The 20,540-nt window shown below is 68.4% G+C and carries 18 protein-coding genes and 1 pseudogene; 9 read left to right on the forward strand and 10 right to left on the reverse strand.

Translation table 11 applies throughout. The features are described 5' to 3' along the window. Positions 1-11 precede the first annotated feature (11 nt). Both OHA25_RS57145 and OHA25_RS57150 read left to right on the forward strand, forming a co-directional pair. Complete coding sequence (locus tag OHA25_RS57145) at positions 12-1,157, forward strand: DUF418 domain-containing protein (RefSeq protein WP_327585147.1); 1,146 nt, start codon at positions 12-14, stop codon at positions 1,155-1,157. A 257-nt stretch (positions 1,158-1,414) separates the two neighbouring features. After that, entirely contained in the window at positions 1,415-2,335 is a 921-nt protein-coding gene (locus OHA25_RS57150; protein WP_327585148.1) for a cyclase family protein, read from the forward strand. 30 nt (positions 2,336-2,365) lie between these two features. Here the strand turns inward: OHA25_RS57150 and OHA25_RS57155 are convergent, their stop codons facing one another. Continuing rightward, positions 2,366-2,956 (reverse strand): helix-turn-helix domain-containing protein, encoded by a 591-nt coding sequence (locus OHA25_RS57155; RefSeq protein ID WP_327585149.1) that lies wholly within the window; start codon positions 2,954-2,956, stop codon positions 2,366-2,368. Positions 2,957-3,191: 235 nt separating this feature from the next. Between OHA25_RS57155 and OHA25_RS57160 the strand changes: the two genes are divergently transcribed. Beyond that, a complete protein-coding gene (locus tag OHA25_RS57160) occupies positions 3,192-4,664 on the forward strand; it encodes an MFS transporter (RefSeq protein WP_327585150.1) in 1,473 nt (490 codons plus the stop codon). 31 nt (positions 4,665-4,695) lie between these two features. Next, entirely contained in the window at positions 4,696-5,517 is an 822-nt protein-coding gene (locus tag OHA25_RS57165) for a DUF1684 domain-containing protein (RefSeq protein WP_327585151.1), read from the forward strand. A gap of 190 nt (positions 5,518-5,707) precedes the next feature. Here OHA25_RS57165 and OHA25_RS57170 read toward each other — a convergent pair whose 3' ends face one another. The 6 genes from OHA25_RS57170 to OHA25_RS57195 are packed head-to-tail and all read right to left on the reverse strand — an operon-like array spanning position 5,708 to position 12,263. Further along, entirely contained in the window at positions 5,708-6,922 is a 1,215-nt protein-coding gene (locus OHA25_RS57170; protein WP_327585152.1) for an ROK family transcriptional regulator, read from the reverse strand. Further along, positions 6,919-7,758 (reverse strand): PmoA family protein, encoded by an 840-nt coding sequence (locus OHA25_RS57175; protein ID WP_327585153.1) that lies wholly within the window; start codon positions 7,756-7,758, stop codon positions 6,919-6,921. The genes OHA25_RS57170 and OHA25_RS57175 overlap by 4 nt, the downstream gene beginning before the upstream one ends. A 53-nt stretch (positions 7,759-7,811) precedes the next feature. After that, positions 7,812-9,173 (reverse strand): Gfo/Idh/MocA family protein, encoded by a 1,362-nt coding sequence (locus tag OHA25_RS57180; protein WP_327585154.1) that lies wholly within the window; start codon positions 9,171-9,173, stop codon positions 7,812-7,814. Further along, the gene (locus OHA25_RS57185; protein WP_327585155.1) at positions 9,174-10,037 is read right to left on the reverse strand and encodes a carbohydrate ABC transporter permease; all 864 of its coding nucleotides are present in this window, start codon (positions 10,035-10,037) and stop codon (positions 9,174-9,176) included. After that, the gene (locus tag OHA25_RS57190; protein WP_442942014.1) at positions 10,027-10,947 is read right to left on the reverse strand and encodes a carbohydrate ABC transporter permease; all 921 of its coding nucleotides are present in this window, start codon (positions 10,945-10,947) and stop codon (positions 10,027-10,029) included. Before OHA25_RS57190 ends, OHA25_RS57185 begins: the two co-directional genes overlap by 11 nt. 11 nt (positions 10,948-10,958) lie before the next feature. Next, a complete protein-coding gene (locus tag OHA25_RS57195) occupies positions 10,959-12,263 on the reverse strand; it encodes an ABC transporter substrate-binding protein (protein WP_327585156.1) in 1,305 nt (434 codons plus the stop codon). Between the two features lie 207 nt (positions 12,264-12,470). On the opposite strand from OHA25_RS57195, the gene OHA25_RS57200 reads away from it, so the two are divergent. The 3 genes and pseudogenes from OHA25_RS57200 to OHA25_RS57210 form a co-directional block, all read left to right on the forward strand. Continuing rightward, on the forward strand, positions 12,471-13,700 hold the full coding sequence (locus tag OHA25_RS57200) for a pectate lyase family protein (RefSeq protein ID WP_327585157.1): 1,230 nt from the start codon (positions 12,471-12,473) through the stop codon (positions 13,698-13,700). A 17-nt stretch (positions 13,701-13,717) separates the two neighbouring features. Further along, complete coding sequence (locus tag OHA25_RS57205; protein WP_327585158.1) at positions 13,718-14,704, forward strand: pectinesterase family protein; 987 nt, start codon at positions 13,718-13,720, stop codon at positions 14,702-14,704. A 25-nt stretch (positions 14,705-14,729) separates the two neighbouring features. After that, positions 14,730-14,882: pseudogene (locus OHA25_RS57210) on the forward strand (family 43 glycosylhydrolase); the annotation flags it as partial. A 63-nt stretch (positions 14,883-14,945) separates the two neighbouring features. Here the strand turns inward: OHA25_RS57210 and OHA25_RS57215 are convergent. Further along, on the reverse strand, positions 14,946-16,328 hold the full coding sequence (locus tag OHA25_RS57215) for an ATP-binding protein (RefSeq protein ID WP_327585159.1): 1,383 nt from the start codon (positions 16,326-16,328) through the stop codon (positions 14,946-14,948). 126 nt (positions 16,329-16,454) lie between these two features. Here OHA25_RS57215 and OHA25_RS57220 point away from each other — a divergent pair, with 126 nt between their 5' ends. After that, positions 16,455-17,516, forward strand: coding sequence for a hypothetical protein (locus OHA25_RS57220; RefSeq protein ID WP_327585160.1), 1,062 nt, complete (start codon positions 16,455-16,457; stop codon positions 17,514-17,516). Between the two features lie 99 nt (positions 17,517-17,615). Here OHA25_RS57220 and OHA25_RS57225 read toward each other — a convergent pair whose 3' ends face one another. Together OHA25_RS57225 and OHA25_RS57230 are read right to left on the reverse strand one after the other, a co-directional pair. Further along, positions 17,616-18,596: a hypothetical protein gene (locus OHA25_RS57225; protein ID WP_327585161.1), complete on the reverse strand. Its 981-nt coding sequence runs from the start codon at positions 18,594-18,596 to the stop codon at positions 17,616-17,618. Positions 18,597-18,605: 9 nt separating this feature from the next. Beyond that, complete coding sequence (locus tag OHA25_RS57230; RefSeq protein WP_327585162.1) at positions 18,606-19,211, reverse strand: DivIVA domain-containing protein; 606 nt, start codon at positions 19,209-19,211, stop codon at positions 18,606-18,608. A gap of 380 nt (positions 19,212-19,591) precedes the next feature. Here OHA25_RS57230 and OHA25_RS57235 point away from each other — a divergent pair, with 380 nt between their 5' ends. Further along, on the forward strand, positions 19,592-20,518 hold the full coding sequence (locus OHA25_RS57235) for a cation diffusion facilitator family transporter (protein ID WP_327585163.1): 927 nt from the start codon (positions 19,592-19,594) through the stop codon (positions 20,516-20,518). The last annotated feature ends 22 nt before the right edge of the window (positions 20,519-20,540 follow it).

Below are 20,540 nucleotides of genomic sequence, written 5' to 3' on the forward strand. Positions count from 1 at the left end.
AGCTTCGGAACATGACGGAACTCCGCACACTGCCCGCAAGCCGTGTCCACGAGGTCGACGTGCTGCGCGGGTTCGCGCTGGCGGGCATCCTCGTCGCGAACATCGGCTTCTTCGCCGACCCCGGCTACGCCATGGCGGGCACCATGCCCATGCCCGAGGGGCCGGTGGCCATGGCCATCACCGCCTTCGTCCTGACGAAGTTCTACATCATCTTCTCGTTCCTGTTCGGCTACTCGTTCACGCTGCAGATGCGCTCGGCGGAGCGGGCAGGGGCGAGCGTGAAGACCAGGACCCTGCGCAGGTGCCTGGGCCTCTTCGTGATCGGCCTGCTCCACGGGATCCTGCTGTGGGTCGGCGACATTCTCACCCTGTACGCCGTGCTGGGCCTGATCCTGCTCTCGCTGCGCAACCTCAGGCCCAAGACCGCCGTCGTCATCGGATCGGCCATCATCGGCGTGCTGACCCTGCTGTGGTCGGCGCTGGCGTGGCTGACCACGCTGGACCCCACCGCGGGGCAGCCGGCGGCGGATCCCGCCGTGGCGGCGAGGGCGCTGGACCTGGCCACCGGCGGGCCGCTTGACTTCCTGTCCCTGCAACTGGAACTCTATCCGCCGCTCGTGACGATGATCTGGCTCTTCCAGGGGCCGACGGCGCTGGCCATGTTCCTGTTCGGGCTGGCGGCGGGCAAGTCCAGGCTGCTGGAGGAACCCGAACGGTGGTCGCGGCTGCTGCCCCGAATTCAGTGGGTGGGATTCGGAGTCGGCATTCCGGGCGGAATCCTGTTCGCCTGGACGTCCGGTGCTTCGGGCCCGGGGGAGGTGGCGGGTGTTTCGGTGAACACCCTCACCTCGATCCTGCTGGCCTCCGCCTACGTGGCGACCCTGCTTCGGGTGATCAGGCGCTTCCCCGCCGCAGGCCGCGCGCTGGCGCCTGCGGGGCGGGTGGCGGCGTCCAACTACGTGGGGCAATCCGTGCTGGCGTGCCTGGTCTTCACCGGGTACGGCCTGGCGCTGGCGGGCAAGCTGTCGCCGATCGCAGTGATGGGCGTGGCCCTCGTGATCTACACGGTTCTGCTGTGGCTTAGCGCGCTCTGGCTGCGGAATCACCGTTACGGGCCCGTGGAGCACGTCCTGCGCCGCATCACCAACTGGACCTAGCACCATATCGCTCTGGCGGATCGGGCGACTTCGATCCCACCGCTCTCGACGACGGTGAGATCCCCGAGGCGGATGGGGATTGACATGGGCCTCGCCGGGGGTTGGATCGAGGTTGCTCGCACCGTCTCTCCGGCCCCGGCGAGGTCATATCAAAGGAAGAGAGGGCGGGATACCCTGCCTGCGGTGCCTCGAACCACGTGACCGGAGGAGTCGATGCTGGGATGACGGCAGGGCGACCGATACCCACACAGGACGACGTGCTCGGCTACTTCGACACGCTGTCGAACTGGGGACGGTGGGGCGACGACGACGAGCTCGGCACTCTGAACCACATCACCGACGACGTCCGGCTGGCGGCGGCGCGGGCCGTGCGCCACGGCAGGAGCGTGTCGTGCGCATGGGAGGTTGCCGTACCGGAAGAGATGGAGCGGTCGACGACGACGTGCCCGTGCGCCGCCGACATGCCGGGTGCCGAGAACATGCCGGTGCCCGGATTCCGCAACGACCGGCGCTGGGGCTTTTCGAACGAGCGGCTCGGCATGATGTTCCACGGCAACACCATCACCCACGTCGACTCGCCGTGCCACATCTTCTGGGACGGCACGATGTACAACGGGCGGTCGCACTCGTTGGTCGACGCCGCAACGGGATCGGCGTGGGCGGCCGTCACGGCGGCGGCGAACGGGATCATCACGCGTGGTGTCCTGCTGGACATTGCGAGCGTCCGCGATGTGCCGTGGTTGGAACCGGGGCAGGGTGTGTTCCCCGATGATCTCGAGGAGGCGGAGCGTCGCCAGGGTGTGCGGGTGCGATCCGGCGATGCGGTACTCCTGCGGACCGGCTATGGCCGCGTCCGGCACGAGGCCGGTGCGGCCGGCGGTTTCACGCAGGCCGGCTGGCACGCGTCCTGCCTGCCGTGGCTGCATGGACGGGAGGTTGCGCTGATCGGCGCTGATACCCCCCAGGACGTTCAGCCGTCGGGGTACGAAGACGTGTTGATGCCGGTTCACGCCGTGAGCCTCGTCGCGATGGGTCTGTGGATGCTCGACAACTGCGACCTGGAGGCGTGCGCGACGACGGCTGCCGAGCTCGGCCAGTGGGACTTCCACCTCGCAGTCGCGCCGGTCCGCTTCGCCGGTACGTCCGGCAGCCCAGTCAACCCGATCGCCACATTCTGACGGCGGTTCACGAGGGGGGTCCCTCGCGCGTCAGCCGCCGTTCGGCCGTGGCCGGGCACGTACGTGAGCGCGTTCCCCCTGGGGCCCGTACAGGATGAGCAGCTCGACCGGCGTGGCCCCGGCGTTCCCCATCCAGTGCGGGACATGCGTGTCGAACTCGGCCACCTCACCAGGCGCCAGGATGAGGTCCTGGTCACCGAGCACGAGCCGTAGCCGGCCGCTGAGCACGTAGACCCACTCATAGCCTTCATGACGCTGCGGATCGGGCTCCGCAGGGCCCGTCGCCCCGGGAATGATCAGCTTGTACGCCTGGGTGCCGCCCGCCTTGTGGGTCAGCCGGATGTAGATCATGCCGTCGCGCTGGATCGGGCGCAGGTGGACGCGTGGGTCGCCGGTCTGCGGTGCCCCGATGAGCTCCTCCAGTGGCATGCCGTAGGCCCTGGCCAGCGGGAGGAGGAGTTCGAGGTTCGGCCGCCGCCCGCCGCTCTCCAGGCGCGACAGAGTGCTCTCCGAAATGCCGGTTTCCGCGGCCAGGTCGGCCAGGGTCAGGCCGCGATGGCGGCGCATCCGCCGAAGCCTCGGACCCAGGGCCGTCAGCGCGGCGTCGAGATCGTCGTCCACAGTGGCCATCCTTGCTGGTTCGGCAATGAGGAAACGCAGGCGCCGGACGCGGCTCCACGTCCAGCCATGGCGTCAAGCGTCCACGTATGCGCTCGCATTCCCCTTGGGCGCCTCTTGCCGGTCCGGCAATTTTTCGTGCGTCCGCCTCCGGGAGCGACGCAGACTCGCAGCCGTGCGACGCCTGCCAGGCGCCGAACACAGCCAGCACTGGCCACAGGCAGAAAGGACGCTCACGGTGAGCACCCAACCCCTCCAGAGCGCCGGCCACGATCCGCGCGACGACCGCGTCATCCCGCCGGATCAGCGGCCGGCGGAGAGCTGTGACCACCCACCCACCGCACAGCGGCTGCGGCTGCGCTACCCGGCGGTCATCGTGTTGTGCCTCACCCAGCTCATTCTGGTGATCGACAACAGCGTGGTGAACGTCGCGCTGCCGCAGATCCGGCACGCGCTGGGCTTCTCGGCGACCGGACTGTCCTGGGTGGTCACCACCTACGCCTTGGTCTTCGGCGGTCTGGTCCTGCTCAGCGGCAAGGTGGGGTCGATCATCGGCCCGCGCCGCGCGTTGCTGATCGGCGTGTCGATCTTCACCGTCGCCTCGGCGCTGGGCGGTGCGGCCACGACGCCGGCGATGCTCATCGCTGCCCGCGTCCTGCAAGGTGTGGGAGCGGCGCTGGCCGCGCCGGGCACGCTCGTGCTGCTGATGTCGATCACCAGGCCCGGTCCGCAGCGCGCCCGGGCGATGAGCGTGTTCGTGCTGTCCATCGGCATCGGCGCCGGGCTCGGCCTGGTGCTCGGCGGGCTGCTGACCACGTCCCTGGGCTGGGAATGGGTGATGTTCGTCAACATCCCCATCGGCCTGGTCGTCCTGGTCGGGGTACGCCTGCTGGTGCCGGAGGCGCCCCGCGCGCCGGCCCGTCTCGACGTCGGCGGGGCCGTCGCTTCCACGACCGGCATGACGGCCCTGGTCTACGGCCTCATCAACGCCGAGTCGCAGGGCTGGGCCAGCCTGCCGGTCCTCGTCTCGTTCGCGCTGGCGATCGCCGGGCTGCTCGCCCTGGTCCTCATCGAACGGCGCCACGCCGCCCCGGTCGTGCCGCTGGAGTTCTTCGCACGGATGCGCAGCGCGGCCCCGCTGCTGGCCATAATGCTGATTCCGGCGGGTCAGGCCGGTTTCCTCTACTTCGCCGCGCTGTTCACCCAGAACGCGCTGGGCTTCACCCCGCTGCAGACGGGGTTGTCCGTTCTGCCTTTCAGCGCCGCGCTGCTCCTCACGAACCTGTTGACCGGCCGCCTGGTGCCGCGGTACGGAGAGCGGATCGTCGGCTCCCTCGGGATGTCCGCCCTGCTCATGGGGTTGGTGTGGATGTCGCGAATCGACGCGTCTGACACCTTCGCCAGCGGCCTGCTCGGGCCGTTCGTCCTGCTCGGCCTCGGTGCGGGGCTGACCGTCGCGCCGCTCACCGCCGTCATCATGCACCAGGCGCCGCCCGCCCATCTCGGCGCCGCCTCCAGTCTCAATCAAGCCATGCAGCAGCTCGGCGGCGCGCTCGGCCTGGCCGTGATGACCACCGTCTACGGTGCCGCCGCGGCCGGAGCCGGTGAAGCGGGGGCGATCGCCACCGCCCTCACCGCCGGGGTCATCTTCCCCCTGTTCGCCCTGACCCTCTTCGCCACGTGGGCCCGCCCCACCACGGCCACGCACTGACCGGCAAATACAAGAAATACGGAGAACCACGATGAGCGACGCCCACGTTCCCACCAGCCCGATCATCGGCAACGACACCAGCCCGCAGGAGTTCACGCGCGCCTGGCGGGAGTGGAGGGCCGGCTGGGAGCAATGGCTCACCCAGCCCCTTGGCTGGCTGGCCGCCACCTCCCACGAATGGCTCGACGACACGCCCCGGAACTATCCCGGGCTGCCCGGCCGGTGGTGGCAGCACGGGGACGCCATCCACATCGACCCGCAGGGCACCCGGATGACGTTCGGCGAGGAAACCTTCACCGCCGAACGCCGGTTCACCCTCGCCGGCGCCCCCGACGACCTCCGGGTCACCGTGGGCGAGCGGGAGGTGGGCATCACCTACCGGGGCACGTACCTGATCGTGGCCTACGACCCGAACTCACCAGCACGACGGGACTTCGACGGCGTGCCCGTCTACGAGCCCAGCCCGCGATGGGTGTTCCCGGGCCGCCTTGAACGCTACGATTCGCCCGCCTCCGTAACGCTCGACTCCGTCGACTGGAGCGCCCACACCCACGAAACGCCCGGCCTGGTGCACTTCGAGTACGCGGGCACCGAGCACACCCTCCAGGTGCTCAGCTCACACGGAATGCTGCTCACCGTCTTCACCGACGCCACCAGCGGCGTCGCCACCTACGGGGCCGGCCGCTCCCTGGACATCCCCAGCCCGGACAGCGAGGGCAATGTGATGCTCGACTTCAACCGCACCGTCAACCTGCCCTGCGCGTTCAGCGAGCACTTCCCCATCTGCCCACTGCCGCCATCGACCAACCGGCTCCCCTTCGCGATCGAGGCCGGAGAGAAGACACCCCACTGAGCGGACTCAACGCGTGAGTGAACGGCACGCGCATGACCTTTTACGCCGCCCGGCGCATCCGGTCCGCCGGCGACAAGAGCCCGGCGGGCAAGCCGCAGCGTGACGACGCTGGAGGGGTGGATGCGCACCCCGGGTGTCGGCGTCGCGGCCGGTGGTGGGCAGGGCGTGGTAGGCGGCTTCTGCCGGAGGTTCAGGCGTGGCGGGCGAGCCAGACGGTTGGCTGCCGGCGGATCTGGTCGATGGAGGTGAGCGCCGCGCCGATCACGGCGGCGTCCGGGCCGAGCAGAGCGGGGCGGACGGTGACGGGAGCCCAGGCGGCGGTGAGCACGCGCCGGTCGATCTCGGCCTTGGCGGTGGCGGTGAGCCAGGACGACATCAGCGAGAAGCTGCCGCCCAGCAGCACGGTGTCGATGTCGAGGATGTTCAGCGCGCTCGACAGGGCGATGCCGAGCGCGGTGCCGGCCCGCTCCAGGGCGGCGAGCGTGGAGGGGGAGCCTGCCTCGGCGCGCTCGGTGACAGCGTTGTCGGGATTGACGGATTCCGGAACGGGGTCGTCGCCGACGATGGCGGCGGTGCTGGCGTAGGCCTGCAGGCAGCCGCGAGCCCCGCACGGGCAGGCAGCTCCGTCGGGGTGGACGGTGACGTGGCCGAACTCGCCGCTCCAGCCGCGGGCGCCGCGCATGAGGTGGCCGCCCAGCACGATCCCGGCACCGATGCCGAGGCCGCCGGAGACGTAGACGAAGCTGTCGAGGGTGTTGTCTCCGGCGTACAGCTCGCCGAGGGCGGCTAGGTTGGCCTCGTTTTCGACGGCGGTGGTCAGGCCCAGGTCGCCGAGGAACGTTCCGGCGGGCACGTCGCGCCAGCCGAGCGCAGGGGCCGAGCGAACGATGCCGCCGTCGACCGGCCCGGGCACGGCCAAGGTGGTCGTGACCACGGTCAGGTCCTTGGCGGTGACGGCGTCGACGGCCTCGCGGGCCATGCGCGCCAGCTCGGTTAGGACGGCGGCGGCGTCCCGGCCGGCGTAGCGGGCCGGGACGAAGGTCAGGTGGCGCACGGTGCCGGTCAGGTCCACGACGCACGCGGCCAGGCCGTCGGCGCGGATGTCCAGGCCGAGCCCGGCGGGACCGCGGTCCGACAGCGTGAGGCCGACGCGCGGGCGGCCCGCCCGGCCGCTGTGGGTGACGCCTTTCTCGGTGATGAGCTGTCCGGCCAGCAGTTCCTCGGCGATGCGGGTGATGGTGGGCCGGGTCAGCCCGGTGGCGGTGGCGAGCTCCGTGCGGGAGATGGGACCGCCCGCGGTGAGGATGCGCTGGAAGACCACCTCGAGGTTGAGGTCGCGCAGGTTTTCCTGCCGGACGGCGCCCTCGGGCGAGCGCGGCGCGCTGGGCCGGAAGGCGGCGGTCATGTCGCCAGCCGGGCCGCGTCTTCGGCCGTGAGGCGGCCGTCGGCCACCAGGACGACCACGGTGCGGGAGATCGTCTCGTCCGGCTCCAGCACCAGCGGCTCCGCCCAGGCCACGCAGGAGCCTACGCCGAGGTAGTCGCGGGCCCGGACGAACCAGGGGTCCTGGGCGGTGTCCTCGTCGCCGGGCCGGAAGACCAGGGTCCACTCCGGGGCGGCGACGGCGACCCAGGCGGCGCTCCGGCCGTGCACGGGCTCCACGCCTTCGCCCGCGGCGCTGAACACGGCGGCGCCGGTGACATTCGGCCCGCGCCAGAAGAAGCCGCCGTAGCCCGCGCCGACCCGGCCCTTGGCCGCCGGGCTCCGCATCACCAGGGCCCGCTCGGCGCCGTTGGTCAGCTGGGTCCGTACGGCCAGCGACCAGACGGTCCCGTCGAGCGGCGTGCAGGTGATCGTCCGCCGCTCGTGCAGCAGCAGCCCGTCGTCGGGCCCCAGCCAGCGCAGCGCGTGCGAGAGCGAGGTCTCGCTGCGGCTCAGCCAGCGTTCGTGCCGCTGGCTGCCGTGATTGTCGAGCCAGGCCGGCCCGTGACCGGTCACGAAGGTGCGCCCGCCCCAGAAGTTGACCCCGTCGAGGTCGGGGAAGGTCACGCCGATCCCGAACTGGTGCGGGTGGGAGTCGGGCATGGCGTCGGTCACGGTACGGCCGGCCAGGGTGCGCACGGGATGCAGGAAGGGGCGCGGTGAACTGGAAGCGGGCGCCTTCGGCTGCCAGACATAGGAGGCCACCTCTCGTCCATCCAGCCGCAGCACTTCCGTGGCCATCTCGCCGCCCTCTCGCATTCGGGGATTATGAGCGTAGTCCCCGGGCGGTGCCGCCACGAGCAGGGCGGGGGTCATGGCAATGGCAATCCCAGCTCATCCAGATGAACGGCCTTGCCGGTGCGCAGCGACTCGTTGCCCGCCACGCCGACCAGCACACTCGCGGCGCCGTCGGCGAACCCGGCGTGCCTGCTCAGCCGGTCTCCGGAGGGACCGCGGAAGACGTCGTGCAGAAGCATGGCGTCGCCGCCGCCGTGGCCGCCCGCGCCTTCGGGGATGGGCACCTCGACCGCGGGCTCCCAGTGGCGCTGCAGCAGCAGACGCGAGCCACGTTGCCGGTGTCCCGCGTCAGCGACGGCACTTTCGCTCTCCGACAGAGCGCTCGGGTCCAGGACTTCGGCCGGCTCGGCCAAGGCGACAGCCGCCTTCGAGGCGGCGGTGGCCGCGCCGATCGTTGAGGAGGCGCCGGCGGGTGAGACGTGGGGCCGCTCGACCACGTCGAGTTCGATGCGCCCCGCCGTACCGTTGATCGCGACGCGGTAGCCCTCCCACGGGCAGTGCGCGTGCAGGGTGTAGGACATCGACGCGCCGCCCCGATAGCCGACCACCACGTTGAGGTTGTCCTCGATGGTGATGCCGTCGGAGAAGACGTCGCGGTCGCGGATGTAGCCGTCCAGGTGCTCGCCGTCCCGGTAGAGCTCGCGGAGCTTCTCGTCCGAGGCCAGGTCCAGGGAGAACGGGTCGCCGTCGATGAGGCCGCGCGCGGGCCGGATGCCCAGGCCGCGGCGGCGGGCGTTGTCGGGGCCGTAGAAGCGCAGCCCGCCGCGGGCGAAGACCACCTCGGGACGGTCACCCAGCCACCAGTTGACCAGGTCGAAGTGGTGGGTGGCCTTGTGCACCAGCAGCCCGCCGGAGGCGGCCTTGTCGCGGTGCCAGCGGCGGAAGTAGTCGGCGCCGTGCACGGTGTCCAGGCACCATTCGAAGGTGACGGAGGTGACCTCGCCGATCTCCCCGTCGGCGATGAGCTGCCGCGTGAGCGCGTTGCGCGGGGAGTAGCGGTAGTTGAAGGTGACCGTCAGCTCCGACGTACCGGCCTGGAGCGCGTCGTGGATCTGCCGCACCCCGGCCAGGTCGATGGTCATGGGCTTCTCCACCACAACGTCCACCCCCGCCAGCAGCGCACGGCTCACGTAGCCGGCGTGCGTGTCGTCGCGGGAGGTGATGAAGACGACGTCGCTCTGTTCGAGCATCTCGTCGTAGGCGTCGGGGAAGTAGTGCGGCAGGGGGGCGCCGACGATCCGGTCGTAGTAGGCCATGCGCACCTCGTTGGTGTCGCAGAAGGCCACCGGACGGCCGAGGTCGGCGTAGGGGCCGAGCAGGGCGGCCAGGTACATCTGGGCGCGCGAGCCGGTCCCGACGAAGGAATAGCGTTGCATCTACTTCAATCCCGTGGTGGCGATGCCCTTGACCAGATACTTCTGGCCGGCGATGAAGAACCCGATGACCGGGGCGAGGGAGACGAACGACATGGCGAACATCTGCCCCCACTGGGACTGGCCCTCGGAGTCGATGAACTGGCGCACCGCCAGCGGCACGGTGTAGAGCTCCTGCTCGGTCAGGTAGAGCAAGGGAGAGAAGAACTCGTTCCAGGTCGAGATGAAGGTGAAGATCGCCGTGGTGGCGAAGGCGGGCTTGCACAGCGGCAGGATCACGCTCCAGAAGATCCGGAACGTGCCCGCGCCGTCGATGCGGGCCGCCTCGTCCAGCTCCTTGGGCAGGGAACGGATGAACTGCACCATCAGGAAGATGTAGAACGCGCTGGTGGCCAGGAAGTTCGGCACGATCAGCGGGAAGTAGGTGTTGAGCCAGCCCAGCTTGGCGAAGACGATGTACTGCGGGACCAGCAGCACATGGCCGGGGAGCATCATCGTGCCGAGCGTCAGCGCGAAGAACAGCTTGCGGCCACGGAAGTTGAGCCGGGCGAAGGCGTAGGCGGCCAGCGAGCACGACAGCAGGTTGCCCACGATGCTCAGCACGACGATGACGACCGAGTTGACCAGATAGAGGTCGAAGGGGAACTCCAGGGCCGTCCAGCCCTCGGTGTAGTTGGACAGGTCCCACTCGGCGGGCCAGAGCGAGAGGTCCTTGAAGACGATCCCGGCCGGCTTGAGCGAGCTGGACACCAGCCACAGCAACGGGTAAAGCATGACGATGCTGACCAGGCAGAGCAGCAGGTGTTTGGTGAAGCGCTTGCGGCGGGTGTTGCCGATGCGCTCGAGGTAGCTCTCGTCAGTTGTCATAGTGCACCCACCGCTTGGCCAGGAGGAAGTTGAGGCCGGTGAACGCCGCGATGATGATCAGCAGCATCCAGGCCATCGCCGAGGCGTAGCCCATGTGAAACTGCTCGAACCCCTGCTTGTACAGGTAGAGGTTGTAGAACATCGTGGAGTTGGCCGGCCCGCCCTTGCCTCCGCTGAAGATGAACCCTTGTGTGAAGGTCTGGAACGAGGAGATCAGCGACTGGATCAGGTTGAAGAAGATGATCGGGCTGAGCAGCGGCAGCGTGATCTTGCGGAACTGCTGCCACTTGTTCGCCCCGTCGATCGCGGCGGCCTCGTAGTACATCGACGGGATCTGCTTCAGGCCGGCCAGGAAGATCACCATGGGCGAGCCGAACGTCCAGATGTGCAGGATGATCAGCGTGGTGAGGGCGTAGTCCGGGTCGGACGTCCAGCTGATCTTCTCGATGCCGAAGAAACCGAGGAAGGCGTTGACGATGCCGTTGAGGCCGAAGATGTAGCGCCACAGCAGCACCAGCGCCACGCTGCCACCCAGCAGCGAGGGCAGGTAGAAGATCGCCCGGTAGACCGGCAGGCCACGCACGCCCCGGTTGAGGAGCATGGCGACGCCCAGCGCGGCGGCCAGCGACAGCGGCACCGAGACGAACGTGTAGACGAACGTGACCTTGACCGACTGCCACCAGGTGTCATCGGAGAACATCTCGGCGAAGTTCTCCAGGCCGATCCAGTTCGGCACGTTCAGCAGGTTGTAGTCGGTGAATGCCAGGTAGAGCGAGGCGAAGAACGGGATGATCGTGAAGGCCATCCCGATGAACCAGGGCAGGATGAACAGGTAGCCCGACCGGTCCTGAGGGGGTTTCGCCGCCTTGGGTGGCGAAACCGGCGCCTCGGACACGGCCGGGTCCTTCACAGACGTGAGCGTCACTGCGACAGGGCCTTCGTCGCCGCTTCGATGACCTTCTTGGCGGCCTCGGCCGGGGTCAGCCGCCCGTGCTCGACCTCGGGAGCGACCGCGGTGAGTTCGTCCTGGATGCCGCTGGCGCCCTTGGGGTACGGCGGGACGGCGACCAGTGTCTGCTTCTGCAGGCCGATCAGATAGTCGGTGGCCACCTGGTCGTCCTTCTCCAGCGTCGGCTTGATCGCGTCGGCGACGACGGTGCTGGCGGGAACGCCCCGGGTGGTGCCCATGGCCTTGTTGGCCTCCACGTCGTTGATGAGGAAGTTGAGCAGCTGCAGCGCCTCCTTCGGGTGCTTGGAGGTCGCGGCGATCGACCACAGCGCCGGGGTGCCGATGTTCGTGCCCCGCCGCTTGGCGGTGGCCTCGCCTGGGATGCCCAGCAGCACCAGGTTGCCGCCGGAGACCTTGTTGTAGCCGAGGAGGCCGTTGCTCGGGATGATCTGCGAGGCAACGGAGCCCTTGGCGATGTAGGACTGGTCGGGCGAGGAACCGATCGTTTCGACGAACCCCGCGGGCGGGAGGCCTCCCTCCTTCCGCATGTCCTCGAACATCTGGAACCACTTGGTCAGCGTGGCCTCGCTGACGCCGAACCTGCCGTCGGCGGTGAAGAGATCCTCGCCCTGCTGGGAGACGTAGACGACCAGGTTGGCCAGGGTCGCCGGGTCCACCAGGGTGCCGTAGACCTTCTTGCCGCTCTTGTCCGTGACCTCCTTGGCGAACTTGGCCAGGTCCTCCCAGGTCCAGGTGTTGCCGTCGGGGAGGGTCACGCCGTACTGGTCGGTGATCGTCTTGTTGACGATGTAGCCGATCGCGTTGAGGCCCGAAGGGATGCCGTAGACGGCGTCGCCGACCTTGCTGAGGTTCGCCGCGGCCTCACTGAGGTTGCTGGTGTTGACGGTGCCAGGGTGGTCATTGAGGTTGAGGAGCGACTTGCGGTCGGCGTACTCCCGCAGGCTGTCCATACGCATCATCATCAGGTCCGGCGGATTGCCGGCGGCGAAGCGGGTGGCCAGCTTGTCCTTGTAGGGGCCGCTGTCCTGGTACTCGGTCTTGATGGCGATGCCCGGGTTGGCCTTCATGAACAGGTCGAGCGCGGCCTGGGTCTTCTGGGCGCGGAAGGCATCGCCCCACCAGACCATGTTCAGCGTGATCTTGCCGGAGGCGGACTCACTGCCGCCGCCTCCACCGAAACCACGTCCACAGGCGGCCACGGCCAGACCGAGTCCGGTCAGTCCGGCGGTGCGCAGCATGTCTCTTCTGGAGATCATCAGTCGTTTGCCCTTCGCACGGGGGGTTGCCAGGAGGCTACGGCCGGGTTTCCGATTGCGTCAATCCGTGAAAGAAATATTAAGGAAAGCCATTGACGGTAATTCTGCGGCCTTCCTACAGTGAGGGCACCTCGCCCCAGACTCCCCAGCCGTGGCGACTGCGGAGACCGCCACAGCCGGATCTCCCTCAGGAAAGCGAACCCCCCTGTGACCACTGCGCGTCATGCCGCCCTGGCGGCTGCCACCCTGACCTTGCTCGCCGCCACCGCGCCCCCGGCCTCAGCTGCCTCAGGCCACGCGGGCGGCGGCTACCACATCGTCAACGCCGAGACCGGCCAGTGCCTGGACATCAAGCTCCGGGAGCAGCCCTGCCGTGGCCGCACCGCCGAGCTCCGCCTGAAGGCCGCGGCGGGCGGTCAGGTCCACCTGGTCAACGGCGCGAACCGCAGCTCCGCCGAGGTCACCCTGACCTACGCGGGCGACGGCAAGTATCGGATCGCCGATCGGCTCTGGACCTTCCGCCCGGTGGGCGGGCCCCGCCACTGGTCCGACCAGGCGGATGGCTTCGCCGCGGGCACCACGGGAGGCGAGGGCGGCCAGGTCGTCACCGTGACCACCCAGGAAGAGCTGAACACCTACGTCACGGCCGCCGAGCCGTACATCATCAAGGTCGCCGGCCCGATCGAGATCAGTCCGAAGGGGACCGAGCTCAAGGTGGCCTCCAACAAGACCATCATCGGGGTCGGTACGGCAGGCGAGATCGTCGGCGGCGGCTTCTTCCTCGGCGCCACGACGAGCAACGTGATCATCCGGAACCTGACGATCCGCGACACCCTCATGCCCGAGGACGACCCGGATGACAAGGACTTCGACTACGACGCCATCCAGATCGACTCCGCGACGAAGGTCTGGATCGACCACAACCGGCTCGCCCGGATGAACGACGGCCTGCTCGACAGCCGCAAGGACGCCACCGACATCACGGTGTCGTGGAACCAATTCCTGGACAACAACAAGACCCTCGGCATCGGCTGGACGGCCAACCTCATCACGCGGATGACTCTCCACCACAACTGGTTCGCCCGCACCAACCAGCGCAACCCCAGCGGCGGCAACCTGCTCAACATGCACATGTACAGCAACTACCTGCAGGACATCAGGTCGTACGGCAACTGGGCGCGCGGCGAGACCAAGGGCGTGATCGAGCACAGCCTCTTCCACAACGTGGCCGACCCCTACTTCGTCGATCCCGCCGGCGAGCTGGTCCAGCGGGGCAACGTCGTCACCGGCACGAGCTCCTGGCGCGACGGTCTCATCAAGGAGCAGGGGGACGCCTTCGACCCGGCGAGCTTCTATTCCTACACCCTCGACCCCGCCACCGCCCTTCCCACGTTGCTGGCCGAGTTCTCCGGCCCGCAGCCCACCATCGGCCTTTGACAGATGACGAGGACATCATGAGAACACAGAACCTCAGCAAGGCACGTCGCTGGATCATCCTTACCGCCACTGCGTTAGTGCTGCAGGCGGGCGTGGTGTCGCCCGCCACTGCCACGCCTCAGCCGACAGTGGCCGCCGACGGGAGCGGGACGTACACCACCGTCCAGGCCGCCATCGACGCCGTGCCGAACGGCAACACCAGCCCGGTCACCATCACCGTCGCGCCCGGCACCTATCGGGAGATCGTCACGGTGCCGTCGAACAAGCCGTACATCACGCTGCGCGGGCTTGGCCGCTCGCCCGAGAGCACCGTCATCGTGAACAACCGCCACGCCGGAGAGTACGGCACAACGGGCAGCTCGACCATGTTCGTCTACGGCCACGACTTCACCGCCCGCAACCTGACCATCGCCAACGACTTCGACGAGAGCACTGCCACCAGCGGCGGGCAGGCGGTGGCGCTGTACACCCGGGCGGACCGTGCCGTCTATCGCGACATCCGCGTGCTCGGCGACCAGGACACCCTCTACGCCCGTGCCGGCCGTGCCTACTTCAGGAACTGCTACGTGGAAGGCACCGTCGACTTCATCTTCGGCGAAGCCAGCGCCGTCTTCGACCGCTGCGACATCTACCAGAAGCGGCTCACCGGCGGTCCGATCACTGCGGCGAGCACTCCTGCGGCGAGCACCTACGGATTCTTGTTCTACCGGTCGACCATCACCGGCGCCGCCGACAACGTCACCCAGCTCGGCCGGCCATGGCGCCCGGATGCGCAGGTGCTGTACCGGGAATCGTGGCTGTCATCCACCATCGCCACCGCACAGCCGTGGATCAACATGTCCGCGAACTCCTGGACCGCCGCCCGGTTCTTCGAGTACCGCAACACCGGACCCGGGGCTGCCGTCCATGGCAACCGTCCTCAGCTGGCCGACGCCGACGCCGAGAACTACACCCCACAGAAGTACCTCGCCGGCTCGGACGGATGGGACCCCTTTGACCTCTGATCCGCACGCCTAAGGACCTCCGGCCATGCCCGAGTACCGCAATCCCATCATCGGCGGCTTCCACCCCGACCCCAGCATCTGCCGGGTCGGTGAGGACTACTACCTGGCCTGCTCCAGCTTCGAGTACTTCCCCGGTGTGCCGATCTTCCACAGCCGGGACCTGGTGCACTGGCGGCAGAACGAGTCCGGCCTGGTCACAGGCGTCCTGAAAGAGGAACGGCCATCACGTGACGCTTCTGCCTCAGGGGGCGAAGATGTCCGCAGCGGTGATGCCGAGGACGTCGTCGTCCAGGTTGATCAGCGTTTCTCTCGCGCAGACGGCGTAGCGCAACTCGTCTGGATCCGCGAGGTCGGCGACCTTGCGTTCCAGTCCCCGGCGGATGCGCGCCGCATCCACCTGCCGCGCCCATTTCGACTCTCCGGCCAGGATGGGCTTTCTCGTCCTGCCCTGCTTGGCCAGGACGACGGCGTCGAGCTGGTCTTGGCCGTCGTGCCGCCACCAGGGTCCGACCGCGACGACCGCGGGGCCGAGCCGTCCTTCGACCGCCAGTCGTCGCAGGTGATCGCGGAACGCCTCCTCGTAGATGGCCCCCATGTGGTCATCGAGGTCGTTCAGCAGGGCGTCGACGATCGTCGCCCCGAGGCCGCGCTCGATCTCGGCTCGGTAGTGCGACAGGATCCCCAGGTAGAACGCCAGGAAATTGTCGGCGATCCGGTAGATGCGCCGCTTGCTGCGCGCCGGGTCCTCGGTGACCGGGATCAGGCGTTCCACGAGTCGCATGGTGATCAGGCGCTCTAGAGTGCGGCTCGCCTCCGCCCGGATGGCGTCTTCGATCTCATGGTGCTTCGTCCGTCCTGCGGCCAGGGCGTAGAGGATGGCGGCCGGCTTGTCACCGGTTTCGATCTCGGTCCCCAGGACCCGCTCCCCCTCGGTGAGCAGGAGCGCCCCGGGGCGGCAGGCCAGTGTCCGCAGGTTCTCCCGTACCGAGAGATCCTGCTGCCACCACTGCAGGTAGAGCGGCATCCCGCCAGTGATCCCGTACACCAGCGCACGATCCGTCGGAGGCAGGCCAGGAAGCATCGCGGCCGCCTCAACGGGGCGGAACGGATGCAGCAGAACGCTCTCGTCGAACCGGCCGTACAGCGGCTCGCGGTAGTCCTGCATCGCCGCCATCACCCGGACCGAGGATCCGCAGATCAAGATCCGCAGGCGGGTGTGCCCCTGCGATCGGTCCAGAAACGCCCGCAGAATCGTCGGCAACGCGGGCGAGGCGGCGATCAGCTCGGGAAACTCGTCCAGAACGAGGAGCAGCGGCTCGTCCCGGGCCAGCTCCGCAAGGCCGTCGAGTAGATCTTCCCAACGCTCGTACGGCCGCTCCCGCAGATCACGAAGCGACTCCGCCGCCGCCGGTGCCATCCGGCTCGACAACTCCCGGAGCTCGTCCACCATGGGCCGCCGCGCCGCGGTGTGAAAGACCATCCGCTTGCCTTCGGCGAACTTCTCGATCAACGCGGTCTTTCCGACGCGCCGCCGCCCCCACACCATGGCCGGACGCGGCGCGGAGCCCGCCCACCACGCTTCGAGCGCCGCCAACTCCTCAGCCCTGCCAACGAAGGTCCGCACACAAGGAAACTAGCATGGGAAGCAACTAACGTTGTACGTAAGTTACGTCAGATGTTAGTTTTCTTGAGCCTGTGTGGATCGAGAGCGCCGCCGCATCCGAGCCAGTGGGCCTCTAGAGTCTTGGGCGTGGAGAAGATCTTGGCGGCAGCCTCGGCGGTCTTGGGCAAGAGGCTCAGCCGGCCGGTCGATCTGGGCGGGAGCTCGCGCAGCCACGTCCTGCGGTGTGTGACTGACGACGGCGGCGCGGTGGTGGTGAAGGCGTATCGGGACGCTGCGGGCTTCGCGGCCGAGGCGGCCGGCTTGCCGCTCAGTGGCGGGTTCGGGCCCCGGTTGCTGGCTGTGGACCCGTCTTTCCCGCTGATCGTGATGTCGGACCTCGGCGTCGCGCCGAGCCTGGCTGACGTGCTGCTCGGGGACTCGGCGGAAGCGGCGAGGGAAGGGCTGCTCACGTGGGCGCGGACGTACGGGCGGATCGCCGTGGCCGCCGCGGGGCGACAGCAGGAGTGGGAACGATCTCGGGCCGCCTACTCGGGAGAGGGCGCGGGATGGCGTCTCTTCCGCGACATAGGCGATCTGGGAGAGGTGTTACCCGATGCACCTTCGGGGCTTGAGGACGAACTGACGGCGCTGGAGGCGAGCAGCGAGCGGTATCCGGTGTTCTCCCCAGGCGACATCTGCCCGGACAACAACCTGCTGACGGCGGACGGGCTGCGGGTGCTCGACTTCGAAGGCGCCGGATATCACGCGGCCTTTCTCGAAGCGGCCTACGTACGCATGCCGTTCGCGACGTGCTGGTGCGTGTTCCGGCTGCCGCCCGGGTTGGAAGCGGAGATCGAGGACGTCTACCGCAAGGAGGTGGTCTCCGTTCATCCCGAGCTGGCCGACGACGTGCTCTGGGAGGCAGGGATGAGGAAGGCGGTGGCCACCTGGACGATTTTCATGACATGGGTCCTCTTGCCGCAGGCCCGTAAGCGGGATCAGCCTATGCATTCCACCCGGACGCCGGTGCCGAGCGAGCGCCAGCTCCTGCGCTACCGGTGGGGTCATCTGCTCAACGAGCTCGACCGGGGCCGGGACGAGCTCCCCGCTGTCCGGGAAGCCGTCCAGGCATGGTTGGAGACAACCGCAGAGTGGGATGTCGCCGAGTTGCCCCACTACCCTGCCTTCACCTCGACTGGGCCAGGCTAACGGTCGGCTGCCGCCTCGGCGTTGCCGTCGGAAGAGTCCGATGAGGAGCCCGCTGCAACTCTCGAGGTCCGTCACCTGCAGCTTGACCGGCATTCTGAGTCATCCGTCCAGCTTCGCCCCCTCCCGAGGATGCTTCCGCAGGCGCTTGGCCGGTGACGAGGTGGGTGTGGGCCGTACGCGCGCGTTCGGCCCATCGGTCGGCTGAACCCGCTGATTCGTCTTCGGGCGGAGACCGTCGTGCTTCGTGTCGTCGCTCACCAAGGGCGGACTGACCCAGTGCAAGGCGGCCAGGCCCGCTGTCATCGTGGCCGCCGCCACTCCCGCGAGGACGAGATGGCGGCGGGGAAGCCCGCTCCCGTTGCCGGAGGCCAGACGAATGCCGACGATGGCGGTACGCAACAGCACTCCGGTGACCGCGCCCAGCAGGAGCGGCACCACCTGGCCAGGGATCGGGCCGGCCCCGGCGACGAGGACGCCGACGGCGGGACTGACACACGAGACCACCAGCCACGGCCACAGCCGCTGCCGGGCCATGTCGAGAAGGGCGGCCAGAGCCAGGCCCTCGCTCGCGGAGTGCACCATCAAAGCGATGACGACGACGGCCGAGGCGGCAAGCGCCAGCGTCGCTCCTTCTATGGTGCGATGCACGGTCAGGGCCGCCGCCGTCCCCATTCCGCCGAACAAGGCGGCGCCGACGGCTTGTTTGACCCGCCGGTGCAGACCAGGTGCGTGCCTTGCGAGGGTCTTAGGGCGACGGTGACCATGCCCGCAGCCCTTACGGGTGAAGTAGGTGATCACGAGGAAGCCGACGGCGACGGAGACGCCGACGACCCACAGTGGAACCCCGTGCTCGACGGCATCCTGCCAGGCGTCCGGGAGGAGATCGGTCAGCGCCGTGACCATCATCATGGCCGAGGCGACGGTCAGCCACATGGTCAACCGTTCGGAGGCCCGCCGGGCCAGCCATGCTCCGGCCAGCGTGGAGAGCGAGACGAGCCCTACGGCGAGCCACGCCTCGGCCCCCGGTCGCCCGCCTTCAAGCACAGGTCCGAGGGCAAGCATCCACGTTGTTGTCTGCACGGGTCCTCCCTATACATGCGGCTGGCGATCGATGATCGGATCGGCGTCGGAGGGGGAGGTCTGCCGGCTGTCGCCTATCTCGGTCAGCTCGGCGAGGAGGTCCTCGATCTGGCTCAGCTGGGTCTGCAGAGTGTTCGCCATGCGCTCGCGATAGTCGGTCACCGAGCGATTCAGCGAGTGGACCTGCCGCTCCAATGCTTGCTGAGCCGCGGCCTGGTCCAGGGACTCCTCGATGAGAGCTTCGGCCTGGTCGCGGGCCTCCCGCGTGATGCGGTCCGCCTCCTGACGGGCGGCGGCGACCGCGCGATCGGCCGTCTCTTGGGCCAGGGCGATGATCCGGGCGGAATCGGCTTTCGACCGCACATCCGAAGTGTTGCGAGCGCGCAGTTCGGCGTTCTCTCGCAGGAGCACTCCGAGTGAGGCCTCCACGTGGCCGAGGAAGGCGTCCACCTCGGTCAGGTCGTACCCCTCCCGCAGGCGGACCACGGTGAAGACCTGGTTGCGGACCGCGGTCGGGTCCAGCACCGTCGCGGGATTCGTCAGGTACGTGCGGACTTGGCGCTCGTCGAGCACTTCGGTAGGGGTGTGGTCATGCCCGTCCTGGTGTGGGTGCATGGCCGTGTCCTTTCACCAGATCGATGGCTGAGCGATGGCGTGACGTCGCCTTCGGAGGCTCGCTCCGCTGCCGGCCCTCGGAGAATTCGGGCAGGCCGTGAGGGAAGATGTGGGCGACTCCTTTCCTTACGCAGAGTTGTTGGCTCGTTACGTAACGCTTAAACATCTGAATCGCTGTTCAGGTGTTGGCGCTGCCGCCTGGCCAGGTCGCTCTGTCCCGATAGGCGCTACACAGCCTTGACAGCATGGAAGGCATGGTTCAACCTCTCATATGAGCAGTCATTCAAGTATTGGCAGTGCGATCTCCGAAGGGGCAAAGGGGCTCAGCGATGACCGATCGAGGCCATCCTCGACACGACCACGGACACGGACATGGTCACGTGGCAAGCGCGGACGCCGACCGGCGCTATCTGGGCGGCGCGCTGGCGTTGATCGTCGCCTTCATGGCGATCGAGGTGGTCATCGGCGTGATCGCGCAATCGCTGGCGTTGATCTCCGATGCCGGTCACATGCTCACCGACGCGGTGGCGATCGTCTTCGCGCTGATTGCCATGCGGATCGCCGCCAAGCCGCCGCGGGGCGGGTTCACCTACGGGCTCAAGCGTGCGGAGATCATCTCAGCTCAGATCAACGGCATCACGCTGCTGCTCCTGAGCGCCTACTTCCTGTACGAAGGCGTCCGCCGCGTCATCGATCCTCCCGAGGTGGAGGGCGCGTACGTGGTGGTCACCGGGCTGGCGGGGATCGCCGTCAACCTCGTCGCGACCTGGATGTTGTCACGGGCCGACCGCTCCAGCCTGAATGTCGAAGGCGCCTACCAGCACATCCTCAACGACCTGTTCGCCTTCATCGCCACGACCGTGGCCGGTGCGGTGGTGTGGTGGACGGGCTGGGCCCGAGCCGACGCGCTGGCCGCGCTGGTGGTGGCCGGGCTGATGCTCAAGGCCGGATGGGGCCTGGTCAGGGACGCCGGACGGGTGTTCATGGAGGCGGCGCCGGTCGGCATGAACCCCGCGGAGATCGGCCAGAAGGCCGCCGCGCTCGATGACGTCGCCGAAGTGCACGACCTGCACGTATGGGAGGTCACCTCCGGGTACGCCGCCCTGTCGGCGCACATCCTGGTCACGCCGGGCGCCGACTGCCACACGATCCGGCAGGCCGCCGAGCTCATGCTGCGCGAGACCTACGGGATCGACCACACCACCCTCCAGGTCGACCACGCGCCGCCCGAACTGATCACCATTGGCGAGGTCCAAGCGCATTGCACCGACGCGCACGGCCCCGTGCACCCGGGCGTCTCGGGATGAGAGAGCAGCCGCCGTGGTCGGT

This window comes from Nonomuraea sp. NBC_00507, assembly GCF_036013525.1.
In the GTDB taxonomy this organism is placed as follows: Bacteria; Actinomycetota; Actinomycetes; order Streptosporangiales; family Streptosporangiaceae; genus Nonomuraea.